The sequence below is a fragment of the Bacillus sp. FSL K6-6540 genome (genome assembly GCF_038007545.1).
In genome coordinates this window covers 814,801-832,438 of sequence record NZ_JBBOXH010000001.1, presented here as the reverse complement: position 1 = coordinate 832,438, position 17,638 = coordinate 814,801, and the positions used below count along the sequence as shown (strand labels likewise).

General features: G+C 52.7%; 11 protein-coding genes. 5 read left to right on the top strand and 6 right to left on the bottom strand.

The features are described 5' to 3' along the window. Positions 1-22: 22 nt before the first annotated feature. Both MHH82_RS03630 and MHH82_RS03625 read right to left on the bottom strand, forming a co-directional pair. Positions 23-574, bottom strand: coding sequence for a RidA family protein (locus tag MHH82_RS03630; RefSeq protein WP_009593031.1), 552 nt, complete (start codon positions 572-574; stop codon positions 23-25). A gap of 22 nt (positions 575-596) precedes the next feature. Then, positions 597-2,201, bottom strand: coding sequence for a flavin monoamine oxidase family protein (locus MHH82_RS03625; protein WP_340963372.1), 1,605 nt, complete (start codon positions 2,199-2,201; stop codon positions 597-599). A gap of 284 nt (positions 2,202-2,485) precedes the next feature. Here MHH82_RS03625 and MHH82_RS03620 point away from each other — a divergent pair, with 284 nt between their 5' ends. Together MHH82_RS03620 and tatC are read left to right on the top strand one after the other, a co-directional pair. Next, positions 2,486-2,737 (top strand): MerR family transcriptional regulator, encoded by a 252-nt coding sequence (locus MHH82_RS03620; RefSeq protein WP_012818886.1) that lies wholly within the window; start codon positions 2,486-2,488, stop codon positions 2,735-2,737. A gap of 23 nt (positions 2,738-2,760) precedes the next feature. Further along, the gene (gene tatC / locus MHH82_RS03615; RefSeq protein ID WP_340963368.1) at positions 2,761-3,531 is read left to right on the top strand and encodes a twin-arginine translocase subunit TatC; all 771 of its coding nucleotides are present in this window, start codon (positions 2,761-2,763) and stop codon (positions 3,529-3,531) included. A 182-nt stretch (positions 3,532-3,713) separates the two neighbouring features. Here the strand turns inward: tatC and MHH82_RS03610 are convergent, their stop codons facing one another. Then, positions 3,714-5,219, bottom strand: coding sequence for an HD-GYP domain-containing protein (locus MHH82_RS03610; protein ID WP_340963363.1), 1,506 nt, complete (start codon positions 5,217-5,219; stop codon positions 3,714-3,716). A gap of 329 nt (positions 5,220-5,548) precedes the next feature. Further along, positions 5,549-6,268, bottom strand: coding sequence for a hypothetical protein (locus MHH82_RS03605; protein WP_144374197.1), 720 nt, complete (start codon positions 6,266-6,268; stop codon positions 5,549-5,551). Here MHH82_RS03605 and MHH82_RS03600 point away from each other — a divergent pair. Beyond that, the gene (locus MHH82_RS03600) at positions 6,267-13,139 is read left to right on the top strand and encodes a WIAG-tail domain (protein WP_340963359.1); all 6,873 of its coding nucleotides are present in this window, start codon (positions 6,267-6,269) and stop codon (positions 13,137-13,139) included. The two genes, MHH82_RS03605 and MHH82_RS03600, sit on opposite strands and share 2 nt — an antisense overlap. Positions 13,140-13,465: 326 nt before the next feature. Here the strand turns inward: MHH82_RS03600 and MHH82_RS03595 are convergent, their stop codons facing one another. After that, positions 13,466-14,716, bottom strand: a complete 1,251-nt coding sequence (locus MHH82_RS03595; RefSeq protein ID WP_340963357.1) for an MFS transporter — start codon at positions 14,714-14,716, stop codon at positions 13,466-13,468. Positions 14,717-15,076: 360 nt separating this feature from the next. Between MHH82_RS03595 and MHH82_RS03590 the strand changes: the two genes are divergently transcribed. Both MHH82_RS03590 and MHH82_RS03585 read left to right on the top strand, forming a co-directional pair. Continuing rightward, on the top strand, positions 15,077-15,595 hold the full coding sequence (locus MHH82_RS03590) for a sigma-70 family RNA polymerase sigma factor (RefSeq protein ID WP_145039914.1): 519 nt from the start codon (positions 15,077-15,079) through the stop codon (positions 15,593-15,595). Beyond that, the gene (locus tag MHH82_RS03585; RefSeq protein WP_340963352.1) at positions 15,592-16,440 is read left to right on the top strand and encodes a hypothetical protein; all 849 of its coding nucleotides are present in this window, start codon (positions 15,592-15,594) and stop codon (positions 16,438-16,440) included. The genes MHH82_RS03590 and MHH82_RS03585 overlap by 4 nt, the downstream gene beginning before the upstream one ends. Before the next feature lie 116 nt (positions 16,441-16,556). On the opposite strand, the gene MHH82_RS03580 is transcribed toward MHH82_RS03585, so the two are convergent. Then, positions 16,557-17,618, bottom strand: coding sequence for an NAD(P)-dependent alcohol dehydrogenase (locus tag MHH82_RS03580; protein ID WP_145039918.1), 1,062 nt, complete (start codon positions 17,616-17,618; stop codon positions 16,557-16,559). Between the last annotated feature and the right edge of the window lie 20 nt (positions 17,619-17,638).

Genomic DNA, 17,638 nt, shown 5'->3' with positions numbered 1-17,638 from the left:
CACCGCTGCGAACGAGAACAACTTACTTTTTCTTTTCCTTATTCGGGTATACGGCTACGGCCTCAATCTCAATCAACCAATCGGCATTCACAAGACCGGCAACTCCCACGGTGGAACGCGCAGGCTTAACCGGATTCTCCTTCGTATTAAAGAATTGGGCGTATGCGTCAAACCAGCCGGTATAATCAAAGGTCCCGTTCTTTGCTGCATCCGGGGTCAGGTATACTCTCAAATAGACGACATCCTTCATCGTCAATCCCTGCTCCTTCAGCTGCTTCTCGATTTCCTTCAGGATGCCGATCCCCTGGGTTTTCGTATCCCCATAGCGTTCATACACCGTTTTGCCGTCCTTGTTCAACAATGGCGGAACCGTCCCGCTCGTATAGAGATAAGAGGAACCCTCCGGCACGACTACCCCGCTGGAGATCGAGGATGTAGGACTGCCGTAAAATTTAGGGGCCGGCAAAGCTTTGGCCGGCTTCTTATGGGCAGAAGCACCGTCGGCATATGCGGTTACGCTTACGGCACTGAACAGCATGGCGAGTGCCAGGAACGTCTTCAGTTTATTTTTCATGGATTATGGACTCCCTTCTCCATTATGATTTCATGACGCGTTGATGGATATCGGTTACGACCTCGCGGGCGGATTCGATGGCGCCTGCCTGCCAGGCCGTAATGTAGCTGATATGCTCCCCTGCCAGGTAAATGCGGTTATCCGGCTTGCAGAGGGTCGGGTAGTAGGTTTTCCTATCATTGGCGGAATAGGATACCCAGCCTCCCTCCTGGTATTTGGTCTTCTTCCAGTCGATCGAGAAGGAGGCCTCGAACTCCTTCGGATACTGCGGATGGATCTTGGCCCCCTGCGTCAATGCCAGTTTCTCGCGCTCGGCATACGACATGCCGCCGAGTTTATCGGCGATGCCCCCGTACGCATAATAGCCGAGCAGGATCCCCTTCTTCCCGAAATAGTCTGTCGGCGGATAGTAGATTTGCGTAATGTCCATATTCGTCAAGCTGCTGCCGCCGTACAGATACTCGTCCTCTTCCCAGAAACGGCGCTTGAACTGCAAACCGATTTTACTTGCGGAGGCGTAGCCCACGCTGCCGATGGCTTTGGACATCTCCGGCGAGAAGTCGGCGGGGATCTTCTTCAGTACCGTCAGCGGTATGGTGCAGATGCAGTAATCGCCGCGGAGTTCCTGCTCTCTGCCGGAATGGCCGTCCACATACACAATTCGCACGCCGGAGGAGGACTGGCGAATTTCCTTCACCTCGGCCCGGTACTTGATTCGGCTGCCTACCCGTTTCTCGAATGCCTTGATGATGGCGTCCATGCCGCCTACGGGGTGAAACATCATCATCTGCTGGTCGTAACCGTATTCGTTGCTGAAATATTTGCCGAAGCCGGAATTGATGATGGCCTTTAAATCGAACGGATCGCGGAGCACGCCGGCATCCAGGCGGCTTCCCGGTTCATCCTTATACCCGCCGCGCTCCGATCCCTTGTAGAACAGGTCCGGATTCAGATCGCCTTCGGCCTTCAGATAATCCACCAGCTTCAGCTTCTCTTCCGCCGTCAGCGGCAGATCCAGCGCATTTTGATTCACGGCTTTGGCCAGCATCTCGGCCACGTAACCGCGTACGTCGGCTTTGGCTGCACGCTTGGGGACGCGCTGTCCGGACAAAGCCCCCACGTTCTCGTTATAGTAATAGCCGCTCTCGTTCACGTTGTTGAAGGGCTCGATGGCTACGCCAAACTTCTTGCAATAATCCAGCGTGACGTGAAACTGGGGAATCCGCATCGGGCCTGCATTGAAATACAGTCCGTTATCAAAACGGGAAGTCTGACGGCCGGATCCGATCTCCGACACGGAGGTTCCTTTGCGGATCGTCCAGTTACGCCCGCCGGCAAAGCTTTTTGCCTCCAATATCGTGCAGTCGTAACCTGCCAGACCAAGCTCATACGCTGCCGTCAGGCCCGCGATCCCTGCGCCGAGAATAACGATCTTCTTGCCGCCCCGGCCGCTGAGATGCAGATCATTCTTTCCGGGTGGAGTATATTCCGCGGCTTTCAACGTTTCCGGCGTAAGGAGCCCCATCGTACCCATCAAGCTGAAGACGGCGACAGATCCGCCCACCTTGCCAACGGTCGTCAGAAATTGTCTCCGGGTCATCTCTTTTGGTTGTTCTTTTGTAGCCACCCTCGTTCACTCCTTCGCTAGTTTGGGATTGGATTGGATTCATGAGCCGATCTTAGCAGAGAAAACAAGGTTTGACTTAAAATATGTAAGAATTCCTAACATAGTTTTTTTTATTTTTGAAAAATGATTGCTTTTTCACCTTCTTTTTCATAAAATCATGTCATAAATCCTTCCAAAAAGGAATGAACCCACCCAAATTATTACCGTTTTATCTTCTTTGGTTTTAATCCCAAGCCATTAACAAAAGCTCAGGGTTAACAATACTTACATAGGAGGTAAAGAGCATGGAGAGTAAGGTGATGAGTATTGGGGTTGTTTGCGAACTGACCGGATTGACGGAAAGGCAAATCCGGTATTACGAGGAACGCAAGCTCATATTTCCGGAGCGAACGAAGGGAGGAAACCGCAGATATTCTTTTGAGGATGTGAAGAGCATTCAGGAAATCCATCAAAAAATGCAGGAGGGATTTAATACGTTTGAACTGAAGGAATTGAATAAATCGAAAAAACAGCGCTGCACGCCGATCTTCCGATGATGACCAAAGGAGTGACGAAGTCTATGGAGTTCAAGAATACCATGACGCTGCTCGAGCACATCGCCGAACTTAGAAAGCGAATCCTTCTGGTAGCCGCCGTCTTTCTCCTAAGCATGGCGGCAGGCCTGATCGCCGCACCCCAAGTGTTATCCATGTTAAAGCATCATTCGCCGGCCTTTCAGGTAACCTGGAACGTATTCTCGCCCTGGGACGGTCTCCGCATCTATATGAGCATCAGCATCGTATTGTCTCTGCTTCCTACCTTGCCGTTCGCCCTGCATCAAATCTGGCTGTTTGTCAATCAGGGACTGAACAGCCGCGAGCAGAAAGCGGCCCTTCGGTTTATCCCCTTCTCTGCGTTATGTTTTCTCATAGGGGTCGCGTTTGCGTACTTTGTCGTTTTTCCGATGAGCCTCGCTTTTACGACGGGGATCAACAGTCAGATGGACCTCGTCGAGACGTACGGCGTCGCCCAGTACTTCGGTTTCATGTTCAATATCATCATCCCGCTGTCTCTTGCCTTCGAGCTGCCTGTCATCGTCCTGTTTCTGACGCGAATAGGAATATTAAGCCCGGCTATCCTGCATACCATGAGGCGCTACGCCTACGTCGTTTTGGTTATCGTTGCGGCGCTGATCTCGCCGCCTGACCTCGTATCGCACCTAATGGTTGCCGTCCCGCTCATCGGTCTATATGAAATCAGCACATGGCTGGCAGGCTGGATGCATCGCAAGGGGAAGCATGCAGAGCATGAAGAAGGTACGGAAATCGATACGGCTCACCAGATGATCTGATATCCTTGTTTTTTTCCTGTCGGCTCCTGTAATGAATCAGCATGATAAACGTGCTGGACTGGAGCATTTGGCAGCATGTAGACGACATCCCCACAAAAAAGAGGCCGTATACCTGCACAGGTACGGCCTCTTACTTGCTCATCAAAGAATCCGTGCAGCTGCGTTCCTTGGCCGGTCCCCCGCTAACGGATCGTAATGACCTTCTTCTCCGCTTTCATGTATTTCACGAACATGCCCGCATAATCGGGATCCCACTGGGTTCCCCTACCGGCTTCCAATATGCTCAACGCATCCGCGGATTTCATGCCGCTGCGGTACGGCCGATCCGACGTCATGGCATCATAGGCATCGGCCACCGCAATAATCCTGCCGAACAGCGGAATTTCCTTTCCCTTCAGCCCGTCAGGGTACCCGCCTCCGTCATAGCGCTCATGGTGGGATCGCACCCCCTCCAGGTAAGGAGCCATCGCATCGGCAGGCTCGATTTGCAGCAGAATGTTCTCCCCTTGCGCCGGATGAGACTTTACCTGATCGAACTCCTCTGCCGTCAGTTTCCCTTCCTTCAGCAAAATGTTGTCCCTGACCCCGATCTTGCCGATATCATGCAGCAATGCCGTCTTATGCAAAAGATCAACCTGCTCTTCGCTTAGTCCGGCCAGACGGCCGATCAACACCGAATATTCCGCTACTCGAAGCGAATGGCCGGCCGTGTATGGATCTCTGGCATCCAGCGCCGCCGCCAAAGCGGCAAAATAACTGTCCAGCAGCTTGCGGTTCCGTTCCTCGCGCACCTGCAGCCCGCGGACCATCATATTAAAACCCGCGATCAAATTGGAAAATTCATCGGAGTAGAGATTGGAGGTCTGAATCAGACGGCCCTCCTTGATCTCATTCATCGCCCGGTACAGCTGACGGATGGGGCGCTGCAAATCCTGGGTCAAGAGCCAGGCGCCGATATAAGCAAATCCGACCCCAAGCAGCAATATAAATCCGGCCCAGCCCCAATACTGCTGAGCTACAATCTGACTAAGCCCCTCCAACCGGATCTGCACAGCCAAACTGAACAGAAATAGCGGAAAGGTGCCGATCAGCATCGTACTCAGCAGAAATTTCGTCCGAATCGCCATGAACACATGGCCCTCAAGAGAGAAATCCACGCCATAACGCGACAGCGCCTGCCGCCGAACTTCCTTGATCAAAGGGCGAATGGCGGCTATGGTCAGGAAAAATTCGATCATGGCATGACAGCTGGCCAGCAGGACCGCCCCCAGGCAAGCCAGCCATATGTAGAACGGCGGGAAATTCAGCTTCCCCTGCTCCATCATCCAAACGGTAAGCAGAATGGCCGGAAGCGATAAACCGAGCAGATGCGGTCCGAATATGCGATATACCGCCAAACGCGGCATACGGTGAATGCTCAAATACGCTTTTTCCAACGTTTCCAAATCCGTATGGCCTTCATTAAATCCCGCGTGAATCGGCCGTAAATGGCGAAGAAAGACCGTCAGCTCCGATGCGACCATTACCATGAACGAAATGGCCAATATGAGCATTAGACGCACGCCTTCAGAGGTGGGAATCTCGAGGGTCGTTACCATTAATACGCCACCCACAACAAGCACAGCTGCAATGGACCCGATCATATAGTTCCGGATTAGCTGCTTAAGAAAAGACTTATACAGTTGCATGGAACGCCTACTTTCATTAACGGATAATAAATATCGGCAAGGCATATGCAATCCGAACGTATTCGACATGATGCTACAAGTTTAAGAGCTCGGCAGCAGAATTCGCAAGAAAAAACTGTTAATATGAATATCGTAGGATTTCAGGAAAAAATCAAGCGTTTTTGCATCTCATTCTAATATTCGTTTGAATATCTTTGCTTATTACATGCAGCTGTGCTATAATTAGTAATTGTTACACGAAGTTTAACCCCGTAAGTTCCTCGAAACATGGTTATTTACATCTCTGTTGAAGTGCAAATTCCTATTTTATGACCCTAAAAGTATGAGTTTTATGGAACGGTTTTCTGATTCACACTGGAGCGGTCATCGGAGCCGCAAGGACGAAAGAGAGGCAGGGCTTTTGTCGTTTTAGAAGCAAAGATTCTTGAAGAAACTTCAAATACGGAACCGACTGTGCAGCCGTAAAGGCGCCAGGGGTTAAATTTTATAAGCGCTATTAAGCGCACAATGAAGGACTCGGCCTTTGCCGGGTCCTTTTTCCATGGATGCGCCGCCATTTCGATTCTTCGAATCCCAAAAGACCAGTGACAGCCGCCTAAACGGCTGCATATGATACCGGAGACGATCAGTATTCGGAAGGAGCGTGCAGTTTTGAAGAAAAAGAAAAAAAACTCGTCAACATCTTCTAACCAACCCTTCAGAGTCGACCCTAGTACCAGGGAACTCGACCTGTTGGGGCGCGGTAATGGACGCAGTCCTGAAAAAGAAAAAGAAACAGAAACAGAACAAGAAAAAGAAGCCCGCATTCTTTCAACATTACCTCTCGCGGATCCGGAAGAGGATCTCATCGGCATTTTCGAATTAAGGCAGCAAGAAAGAGAAGAAGTCATCAAACCCGTAATATCAGACGAAGCTATTTCTGTATCAACAGAGGCTACTGCATTTTCTGATGCCGTGACGGTAAATTCCGACTCCGCCGCGGCAGCAACTGACTCCACAACATTATCTTCTACGGATTCCGTGACACTGTCTTCTGCAGATTCTTCCATGACACTGTCTTCTGACCATTTGACGCTATCTTCCGATCCTCTGCCTAACACGGAAATCGAGCCGGAGCAGTTGATTCTTGAAAAGGAAATGCCAGAAATTAAGGGAGCATTTATATTTACAGAGGACATAGGTGAATATGCCATAACCGAGAACCGGATCGCCTCCAAGTCGGTTACGGCTTCCAAGCTTGCTCGTGGAGCGGTCGGTCCCGAAGCACTGCAAGACTATAGCGTTTCCAGCCTTCATCTTGCAGACGAAGCCGTGACCTCAAGCAAAATTGCTCCATTGTCAGTCACGGGCGAGCATCTCATGGATGGAATTTTATCGACGCGCAAATTCAGGGACGGCTCGGTCAACGCAAGCAAAATCAAGGATGGCAGCATAACCACCCAAAAGCTGGCGGACCATGCCGTTGAAGGGAAGAAAATAGCCGACGGAGCTATTACAGCAAGGCACCTCGAGCAGCTGCTCGTATCGACGGAGCTGCTGGACGACCAATCTGTCATTGGAGAAAAAATCGCATCAAGCGCCGTAGAAACCCGGCATATATCCAATGAGGCGATTCACACTTCCAAGCTTGCCGACAATGCCGTCACGTCATCCAAAATTCGCGATGGCGCCATCACCGGAAACAAAATAGCGGATAGCGCCGTAGACGGGTCCCATATACAGCAGAAATCCATTAACAGCGACCATCTCGTCAGCAGGGCCGTGACATCGGAGCATATTGCCAAGGGAAGCATCGGCCCCGACCAAATTGCTGTTAGAGGCATTGGCGCCGACCATATTCAGAATGGATCGCTGGGCGCCCGCCATCTGGAAGACGGTGCAATAGGGCCTGATCAAATTCAGCCTGGTTCCATCGGTCCCGAACAGATCGACGTCAGCGCCGTGTCCACCCGGCACTTGAGCGATTCCAGTATAACGAGCTCCAAACTTGCCGATCAGTCAGTCCATACAGCCAAACTGGTCGAGCAGGCTGTTACGGCCTCAAAAATTGCTGATCAGAGTGTTCTCCCGAGTAAGATTGCCAATGAAGCTGTACAAACCCGTCATTTGGCTAAAGGGGCCGTAGAATCATCCCAAATCGCTTCGGAGGCTGTTCAAGCCCGGCATCTCTCTCAAGATGCAGTGAAAGCAAAACATATCGCAATCGGCAGCATCTTGCCACAGCACTTTGCTCCTGAAAGCGTGCTCGGTGCGGCAATCCATTCCAGAACGATTGGAGAGCAGCACATGGCGGACCGTTCCATCGCGAGACAGCATCTTCAGCGAGAATCGGTTGGGGAAGAACAGCTTGCACCCGAAAGTGTAACGGGCAGCAAGCTGGCGTTGGGCTCGGTTGGCGGCAGCATCATTAGGCAGAGTGGCGTGACTTCCAGCAATATCGCAAGCCAATCCATTCTGCAGCAGCATCTGGCTGCGGACAGCGTCGGAGCACATGCAATACAAGACGGGGCGATCCAATCATCGCATTTGACCAACGGCTCGGTTGCCAGCTGCCATTTACAGACCGAGAGCGTAGGGACAGAAGCGCTTGGACGCGGAGCGGTAACAAGCGACAAAATTGCCGAAGGCAGCGTAATCGAATCTTCTATCGGTGAAGGCGTTATTGCACCTCGGCATCTGGCAGACCATGCTGTAACGTCCCTGAAACTGTCACCGGAAAGCGTGTCGACCGACAAGCTGGCGGATCTTTCCGTTACGTCGTCCAAACTTGCCGAAGGCAGCATCACTGGTGACAAAATAGCATCCCAAGCCATTCGTTCCACCCACCTGTCAACCCATTCCGTCGCCAAGGAAGCCATTCAGAATGGAGCCGTTACCTCAGACAAAATTGCCCAGCAGTCGGTTGAGGGAGTGCATCTTGGACTGGAATCCATCTTGGGCAAACATATCACCCAGGAAGCAATCCACGGCTACCATTTGAAAAAGAAATCCATCACGCTAAACCATTTGGCTGACGAGAGCCGATCGCCCGATATGCTGTTTGCCGACGGAAGCATTCCAGGAGCGAAGCTTGAATCGCAATCGATTACGGAAGACCACCTTACCCCTTCATCTGTGTCGGGGACCGTATTGAAAACAAACGCCGTTAGCGGAGAAAAAATCAAACCGCTCTCCATCTCGGCAGTGCATCTGCAAGAAGCGAGCGTCCTTTCGGACCATCTTGGTTTGGAAGTGGTCAAATCACAGCATATTGAGGATATCGCTGTAACCGATCGGCATATTGCGTCAGGCTCGATCAGCGCAAAGCATATCCAGAACGAAAGCATTGAATCGTCGCACATCGAGAACGGTGCCGTTCTTTCCGAGCATATTGCCGGAGAATCGATCCATGGAAACCATCTCAGTGAAGGGGCTGTGGCATCCAAGCATATAGAATTATTCTCTATTCAAAGTCACCATCTCGCACCTTACTCCGTCAACATGGCCCATCTGGCGGATCAGTCTGTCGGCCATGTCCACTTGCAACCGGATAGTGTGGGAGTCGATCAGCTGCAGCCTGGGTCCGTCAAATCAAGACAATTGGCAGAAGGTGCCGTGCTTCCCCATCATTTGCAGACGCACAGCATCAACACGAAGCATATTGAAGCCGGTGCGATTACAACGGAGCTTATTCAGGATCACGGGGTTACAGGAGCAAAAATTGCCCATGGAACGATCACCGGCTCAAACATTGCGGCAGGTTCTCTGAACGGCTCGAAAATAGCCGAGGGCTCTATTGAAAGCCGGCATCTCGGTCCGGACGCCTTTGATAACTTCAACCTGGCTAACGGCTCCGTTACGGGGAGCCAAATCGCCAAGGAAACCATCACGGGTGCGAACATTGCGGCTGGTGCTTTGAACGGGTCCCAGATTGCCAAGGGCTCTATCGAGAGCAAGCACCTCGCACCGGACGCTTTTGATAACTTCACTTTAGCCGAAAACTCCGTAACAGGAAGTCAAATTGCTGGGGGAACCATCACCGGCGCGAACATCGCCGAAGGCTCCTTAGACGGATCGCAGATTGCCAAAGGCTCCATCGAGAGCAAGCACCTCGCACCGGATGCTTTCGACAACTTCACCTTAGGAAAGGGTTCTGTTACGGGAAGTCAAATTGCTGAAGGTACCATCACGGGCGCGAACGTCGCCGATGGGTCCCTGAAAGGTTCGAAGATCGCCGAAGGCTCCATTGAAAGCCGCCACCTCGGTCCGGACGCTTTTGATAACTTCACCCTGGCCGGCGGATCTGTATCCGGAAGGCAAATCGCTAAGGGGACCATCACTGGCGCGAACGTAGCCGACGGCTCCTTGAACGGGGCGCAGATTGCCGAGGGCTCCATCGAAAGCAAGCACCTTGCACCGAATGCTTTTGACAACTTCACCTTAGACGAGGGCTCTGTTACGGGAAATCAAATCGCTGAGGGAACCATCACCGGCGCGAACGTCGCCGACGGTTCCTTGAACGGGGCACAGATTGCCGAGGGCTCCATCGAAAGCAAGCACCTTGCACCGAATGCTTTTGACAACTTCACCTTAGACGAGGGCTCTGTTACGGGAAATCAAATCGCTGAGGGAACCATCACCGGCGCGAACGTAGCCGACGGCTCCTTGAACGGGGCGCAGATTGCCGAGGGCTCCATCGAAAGCAAGCACCTTGGACCCGACGCTTTTGCTAACTTCACCCTGGCCGGCGGATCTGTATCCGGAAGACAAATCGCTAAGGGAACCATCACTGGCGCGAACGTAGCCGACGGCTCACTGAACGGGGAGCAGATTGCCGAGGGCTCCATCGAAAGCAAACACCTTGCACCGAATGCTTTTGACAACTTCACCTTAGACGAGGGCTCTGTTACGGGAAATCAAATCGCTGAGGGAACCATCACCGGCGCGAACGTGGCCGAGGGATCTTTGAACGGTTCCCTGATCGCCGAGGGATCCATTGAGAGTAAACACCTTGGACCGGATGCTTTTGATAACTTCATTCTGGCCGAGGGCTCTGTTTCAGGAGGCCAAATCGCTGAGGGGACCATCACCGGCGCGAACGTGGCCGAGGGATCTTTGAACGGTTCCCTGATCGCCGAAGGATCCATTGAGAGCAAACACCTTGCACTAAATGCTTTTGACGACTTCATTCTGGCCGAGGGCTCTGTTTCAGGAAATCAAATCGCTGAAGGGACCATCACCGGCGCGAACGTGGCCGAGGGGTCACTGAACGGGGCGCAGATTGCCGAAGGCTCCATCGAGAGCAAACACCTTGGACCGGATGCTTTTGATAACTTCACCCTGGCTGACGGCTCTGTTACAGGAAGCCAGATCGCTGAAGGTACTATCACTGGCGCGAACGTGGCCGACGGCTCACTGAACGGGGCGCAGATTGCCGAGGGATCCATTGAGAGCAAACACCTTGCACCAAATGCTTTTGACGACTTCATTCTGGCCGAGGGCTCTGTTTCAGGAAATCAAATCGCTGAAGGGACCATCACTGGGGCGAACGTCGCCGAGGGATCCTTGAACGGTTCGCTGATCGCCGAGGGATCCATTGAGAGTAAACATCTCGCTCCGGGTGCCTTTGATAACTTTACCCTGGCTGACGGTTCTGTTACAGGAAGCCAAATCGCTGAAGGGACTATCACTGGCGCGAACTTGGCCGAGGGATCTTTGAACGGTTCCCTGATCGCCGAAGGTTCCATTGAGAGTAAACACCTTGGACCGGATGCTTTTGATAACTTCACCCTGGCCGATGGTTCAGTAACAGGAAGCCAGATCGCTGAAGGTACTATCACTGGCGCGAACGTGGCCGAGGGATCTTTGAACGGTTCCCTGATCGCCGAGGAATCCATTGAGAGCAAACACCTTGCACCGGATGCCTTTGATAACTTCACCCTGGCTGACAGCTCTGTTACCGGAAATCAAATCGCTGAAGGTACTATCACCGGCACGAACGTGGCCGAGGGATCCATTGAGAGCAAACACCTCGCACCCGATGCCTTTGATAACTTCACCTTGGCTGACGGCTCTGTTACCGGAAGCCAAATCGCTGAAGGTACTATCACCGGCACGAACGTGGCCGAGGGATCCTTGAACGGTTCCCTGATCGCCGAGGGATCCATTGAGAGCAAACACCTCGCACCCGATGCCTTTGATAACTTCACCTTGGCTGACGGCTCTGTTACCGGAAGCCAAATCGCTGAAGGGACTATCACTGGCGCGAACGTGGCCGACAGGTCCTTGAACGGCTCACAAATCGCCGAAGGATCCATCGAGAGTAAACACCTTGGACCGGATGCTTTTGATAACTTCACCTTGGCTGACGGCTCTGTTACCGGAAGCCAAATTGCTGAAGGCACTATCACTGGCGCGAACGTAGCCGACGGGTCCTTGAACGGCTCCCAGATCGCGGAAGGTTCCATCGAGAGCCGGCACCTTGGACCGGATGCTTTTGATAACTTCACCTTGGCCGAGGGGGCTGTTACCGGAAGCCAAATTGCTGAAGGTACTATCACTGGCGCGAACGTGGCCGAGGGATCCTTGAACGGCTCCCTGATCGCCGAAGGTTCCATCGAGAGCCGGCACCTTGGACCGGATGCTTTTGATAACTTCACCTTGGCCGAGGGGTCCATTGAGAGCAAACACCTCGCACCCAATGCCTTTGACAACTTCACCCTGGCCGATGGTTCAGTAACAGGATGCCAAATTGCTGAAGGTACTATCACCGGCGCGAACGTAGCCGACGGGTCCTTGAACGGCTCACAAATCGCCGAGGGCTCCATCGAGAGTAAACACCTTGGCCCGAATGCTTTTGATAACTTCACTTTGGCCGATGGTTCAGTAACAGGAAGCCAAATTGCTGAAGGGACCATCACTGGCGCGAACGTCGCCGAGGGATCCATAGAGAGTAAACACCTTGGACCGGATGCTTTTGATAACCTCACCCTGGCTGACGGCTCTATTACAGGAAGCCAGATCGCTGAAGGGACCATCACTGGCGCGAACGTGGCCGAGGGCTCCTTGAACGGTTCCTTGATCGCCGAGGGATCCATAGAGAGTAAACACCTCGCACCGGATGCCTTTGATAACTTCACCCTGGCTGACGGCTCTGTTACAGGAAGCCAGATCGCTGAAGGGACCATCACTGGCGCGAACGTGGCCGAGGGCTCCTTGAACGGTTCCTTGATCGCCGAGGGGTCTATTGAGAGCAAACATCTCGCTCCGGGTGCCTTTGATAACTTTACCCTGGCTGACGGTTCTGTTACAGGAAGCCAAATCGCTGAAGGGACTATCACTGGCGCGAACTTGGCCGAGGGATCTTTGAACGGTTCCCTGATCGCCGAAGGTTCCATTGAGAGTAAACACCTTGGACCGGATGCTTTTGATAACTTCACCTTGGCCGAGGGGGCTGTTACCGGAAACCAAATCGCTGACGGGACCATCGAGAGAAGACATCTTAGACCGGACGCTTTTGATACCTTTACACTCGCTGACGGCAGCATTGACGGCGACAAATTAGGCAAGTCGGCTGTCGCTAGCGTTCATATTTCCGACGGGGCTGTTACCGGCCAGCAATTGGCTGAATCAGCAGTCACTGCACAGCATCTGGCCTTCACGCCGGTGCGCAGCTCAAGCGGGAAGCCGAAACTTCAGCAATTTGGAATGACCCCCTTTGTATTGACAGGGGCCGGCACTCAGACCGAGGTAACCGTCCTATTCGATGAACCTTATGCCGGCATTAACTATGTTATCGTGGGGATGAGCAACAATCCTGGTTTCCAGATCTCACTGAAATCCCAGCGCGAGGATGCAGCAGTTCTGGAAGTGATCCGCCAGCCGAATTGCAGCCTTTCCTACGGCTTCGTGTCCTGGATTGCCCTTGGCCCTTCACTGTAACCAGAATATCAAGCCCAAAAACGGCTCTCCTATAGCGATGGGAGAGCCGCTTACACGTTATTCATGCCATCGTCATTCTAATGAATCGTATGCTCTACCAGCCTATGTTTCCGCAGGAAAAGGGCGTGGATTGTTTCAAATACGGCTTACGAAATTAAAGCCTTGCATAAGGATATGGATGAAACGCCTGTTCATAACGTGAGTCCCCGTAGTATTCAAAAATAAAAAAGACGAGCTTAACGCTCGCCTTTTTTATTTTCGAAATTGTCTGGATGTATGAAACTTGCAGTCATCAAGTCCGGCGGGAGGATGAACCTATATGCCAATTAAACCGCGCGTCCTCCTCCTTGTGCTGCGCTTTCCCCTGCCCCCGGCCACCTCGTTCGTATGATTGCAGCGTAACAGCCCGAGATGAACAACACCGCAGCTGCAATGATATACGTAGTCCGGACGCCGTATTCGTCGGTGATGAACCCGAACAGCAGCGTGGATAGACCAAATACCAGCGAAACCATCGCGCTTTGAGCCGCGTACACCTTCGGTAACAGATGAACGGATACGCTCCGCTGCAGAGTGGTCTGCAGCGAGACGGATTTCAGCTGTTCAAAAACGCCGAAGCCTGCCGAGAACATAAGGGCCAGCCAAGGCACCGAGGTCAATCCAAAACCGAGCGTCATCAGACTGATGCCGAAGGAAGAGCAGATGACGAACTTGCGAATATTGCGGTCGATCAGCCCCCCGCCTCTCATTCCAAACAGTCCGCCCAGCATGAGTCCCAGGAAAAAGCTTGCGTTGATATATCCCCACCACGCCTCCTCCCTGTGCAGCGCATCAGCCACGTACACGTAGATGATCGCTGCGATCCAGATCACGCCTGCCATCGTCTCCAATACATAAATCACATGAATCGCCCGAAGGGAAGGCTGCTTCCAAATGAGTGCCCAGCCTTCTTGAATGGAGCGCCCTTTCGAAACGCGCGTCTTCTCTTTCGGTTCCGGGGCGGCTTCATGCCGATCCTCTATAAGTTTCATGAAGACTGCCGCTGCCAGGGACAGCGCAAAGGTCAGTCCTATCACGCTGCTTCCGCCCAAGACTGCGACCAGCAGTCCCCCAACCGCCCAGCCTCCCAGTTGGATCATCTGATCCACGATGGCAACAAAGCTGTTCGCTTTCGTTAACTCGGCGGCATCCACCAGACGCGGCAGCATGGCATGGCTGGCAGGTGCAGCCCAGCCATCGAGCAAGGAGATGAGAAATACGAATCCGAGAATCACATAGACCGTCGCCTCCTGCTCTCCCAGTGCATAGCAGGTTACCATCAACAGGAACAGCACGACCGTTTTTCCGATCTGAGACGAAACAAGCAGCGACTTGAGGCTGTATTTGTCCATTAAAACGGGCGCAAAGCTCCCGCTTATAAACCGTGCCGTCGTCGTAATGAAAGGGATCATGGCCATCAACATGGCGGATCCCGTAATCCCATGGATCATAGCCATCAGGCCGACAATGTAAAATAAATCGCCGCTATTGGCGAGCGCCTGGCCTATCCAGAGATATCGAAAGGATTTCCGTTTCATCTTTCTACCCCAATTCTGTATTTAGTTGTGCGGGTTGGGTAGAAAAACCTACATGTTCTGGCCTCCGTTCACTTCATATGACTCATATAGTAACATCCTTCATGTCTTCTGTTAAGCTGCTCGGTATTTTTCAATCCCTCCTCATTTCAGCCTTGGATTCGCACATACGGCGTAATCGGCCTGGTATATCCCTCCATTCGTCTATTTTTTATCCCGGACTAAAACTATTTGGCCCTCTCCACGGTCTAATGATCAGTCAAGCGCACTCAAGTACTTGAGTTGATCCCATCAATCCGGCCAATGATTGAACAGATCAACGAATTCGTGCCATGACATGTATACTAGTGCTAGTAGTTAGGAGTGAGTGAACTGAGAGCGAAAGAATCGAAGCAACAACAGTTCAGTGAACATATCGAGAAATGCAAGAACAAGTTATACCGGGTGGCCTATTGCTATGTCAAAAACGAGCAGGAGGCACTGGACATCGTCTCGGAAGCGACCTATAAGGGATACCTCGCTTATGAGCGGATGAACGCGCCGCAGTATTTTGATTCTTGGATGACCCGGATCGTCATTAACGCTGCCATCGACCATCTCGGTCGCAAGAAGCGGTTTACCTATATGGAAGACCAGGCTCAGGACTACGCGGCTGCAGAGCATGCGGTCCCGCTGGAGGAGAAAATGGATCTGTACGATGCGCTGGACAAACTCCCGCCGGAGGAGAAAACTTACATGATTTTGAAGTTTTTTGAGGACCTGCGCTTTAGGGAAATGGCGGATGTGCTGTCATTGTCCGAGAACACCGTCAAAACCAGGTTTTATCGCATTATCGGAAAATTGAAATCTTATTTAATCGAGGGAGAGGTCGATAGCCTATGACAGGAAAAGAACGCTACGAACACATTGAAATTCCCGCTCAGTTAACAGGCGTCATAGATGCTGCGCAGAAAAAGGCGGCCACCCGTAAACGATCCAAACGCATGATGAGGTATTCTTCCGTTGTTGCAGCGGCCGCTGCCCTGCTCTTCGTGGTCAATATCCCAACGGTAGCCAATGCCTTATCCAAAGTACCCGTGGTGGGCAGCATCGTTCAGGTGCTGCAATTCGGGGGCGGCGGCGAGCGGACCGACGGCGTTACCGTAGGAACGGAAGCTTCCGAGGATGTAATCAAGATTCATTTTGATCAGGAAGGCGAGTCCGTTTCCAGCGTGCCTGCCTATACCGTCGACCATAGAGATGCCCCGAACCGCCTTATTTTCACGTTTAACGGGGTTCGAAATTTTGACTATGATACCATCAAGAAAGACATGCTGGCGCTTCCGCTGGTGAAGGATGTTTATGAAAATGTGATTCTGGACGATTCGGCCATGCGTTTTGTCGTTGAGCTGAAGGACGGCGTGAAGCATTCCGTATCGGAATATAAAGATCCCGGCTATTTGGAGCTGAGGCTTACTTCCACCGGCGAGCCGGTAACTCCGCGCGAAGTCTTCTATATCCGCAGTGAGACGATGCCGCAAGGGGAATCCCTTGCCATTCTTGAAGAGATTTACTTGGAAGACGACGTGGCCTTCATTAAGGCGGCCGGCGGGGACTTTATCGCGGTCATCGGCGGATTCGATACCCGCGAGGCTGCCGAGCAGAAGCTCGGCGAAATTTCGTCGCGCGAGACCTACGGCGATGATCTTCGCATCGACAGCTGGATGAGCAATGAGCGCCCGGACTAACCGGTTGAAAAAAGCACCGCTCCGACAAGTGTTGGAGCGGTGCTTTTTGATGATCACATTATTCAGGTTCGATTGTACCGCCAGCTCCAGAGCAGCTCTTCCTGCCGCAAAGAACGTTATGCGTTCTGATGAGGATAGATCATGACTTTGACGCTGGTGTCCTTTTGCGTGCGGGCAAGCTCCACGGCTTCCTCGATCTGATCCAAAGAATACTGGTGGGTGATGATGTCCCGTATGCGGCTGCCCTTGTTCTGCAGCATCTGAATAGCGGCCGGATACGTATTCGCATAGCGGAACACACCGTATACATCCAACTCGGCGTCAACCAAAGCGCCGATATCCACCGGAATGGCATCCTTTGCAGGCAAGCCTACAAACACGATGCGGCCCCCGCGGTTCACATAACCGATGGAATCCGCGATGGCCCCGGCATTGCCCGATGTTTCGATGATGAGATCGATTCCCTTGCCGCCCGTAAGTTCGACCAATCGCTGGGGCACGGATTCGTCCATGGGATTGATCACGCCGGAGGCTCCCATCTGAAGGGCCAGATTGCGCCGGTAATCCACGACGTCGCTGCCGAATACCTCTGAGGCTCCGGACATTTTGGCTGCCTCCATGGCAAGCAGGCCGATCGGGCCCAAACCGAGCACCAGCACCCGGTCCTCCGGCCGGATACGCCCGCGGCGTACGGCATGAAGGCCAACGGACAGCGGCTCAAGCAATGCACCCTCCTCGAAGGACATTTCATCCGGCAGCCGGAACAGGAAGTCGCTGCGAACCGCAACGTATTCGGCCCAGGCACCGTCAACCGGAGGAGTCGCCATGAACACCACGTCCGGGCACAGGTTGTAGCGTCCGCTTTTGCAATAGGCACATCGCCCGCACGTAACGCCCGGCTCCACGGCCACGCGGTCACCGACGGAGACATTTGTCACCTTCTCCCCCGTTTTCACAACGACTCCAGCCAGCTCATGTCCCAGAATCAACGGCTCTTTCACCTCATACCTTCCGATCCGTCCATGCTCATAATAATGCACGTCCGAACCGCAGATGCCGATGCAATACACCTGAATCAAGGCTTCATCTGGCTTCGGCTCCGGAATGGGCACCTGCTTCACCCCAATGGATAAAGGACGATCAAGAACGGCGGCAGACATCAAATTAGGCTGCGACAAGCTGCATTCACCTCTCATTT

Bases quoted from the DNA above. Each gene is read 5' to 3' on its own strand.
- MHH82_RS03620 (WP_012818886.1), top strand. From the start codon at position 2,486: ATGGAGAGTAAGGTGATGAGTATTGGGGTTGTTTGCGAACTGACCGGA.
- MHH82_RS03595 (WP_340963357.1), bottom strand. From the start codon at position 14,716: ATGAAACGGAAATCCTTTCGATATCTCTGGATAGGCCAGGCGCTCGCC.
- MHH82_RS03605 (WP_144374197.1), bottom strand. From the start codon at position 6,268: ATGGAAGAATCTGCAGAAGACAGTGTCACGGAATCCGTAGAAGATAAT.
- MHH82_RS03610 (WP_340963363.1), bottom strand. From the start codon at position 5,219: ATGCAACTGTATAAGTCTTTTCTTAAGCAGCTAATCCGGAACTATATG.
- MHH82_RS03600 (WP_340963359.1), top strand. From the start codon at position 6,267: ATGACACTGTCTTCTGACCATTTGACGCTATCTTCCGATCCTCTGCCT.
- MHH82_RS03630 (WP_009593031.1), bottom strand. From the start codon at position 574: ATGAAAAATAAACTGAAGACGTTCCTGGCACTCGCCATGCTGTTCAGT.
- MHH82_RS03585 (WP_340963352.1), top strand. From the start codon at position 15,592: ATGACAGGAAAAGAACGCTACGAACACATTGAAATTCCCGCTCAGTTA.
- tatC (WP_340963368.1), top strand. From the start codon at position 2,761: ATGGAGTTCAAGAATACCATGACGCTGCTCGAGCACATCGCCGAACTT.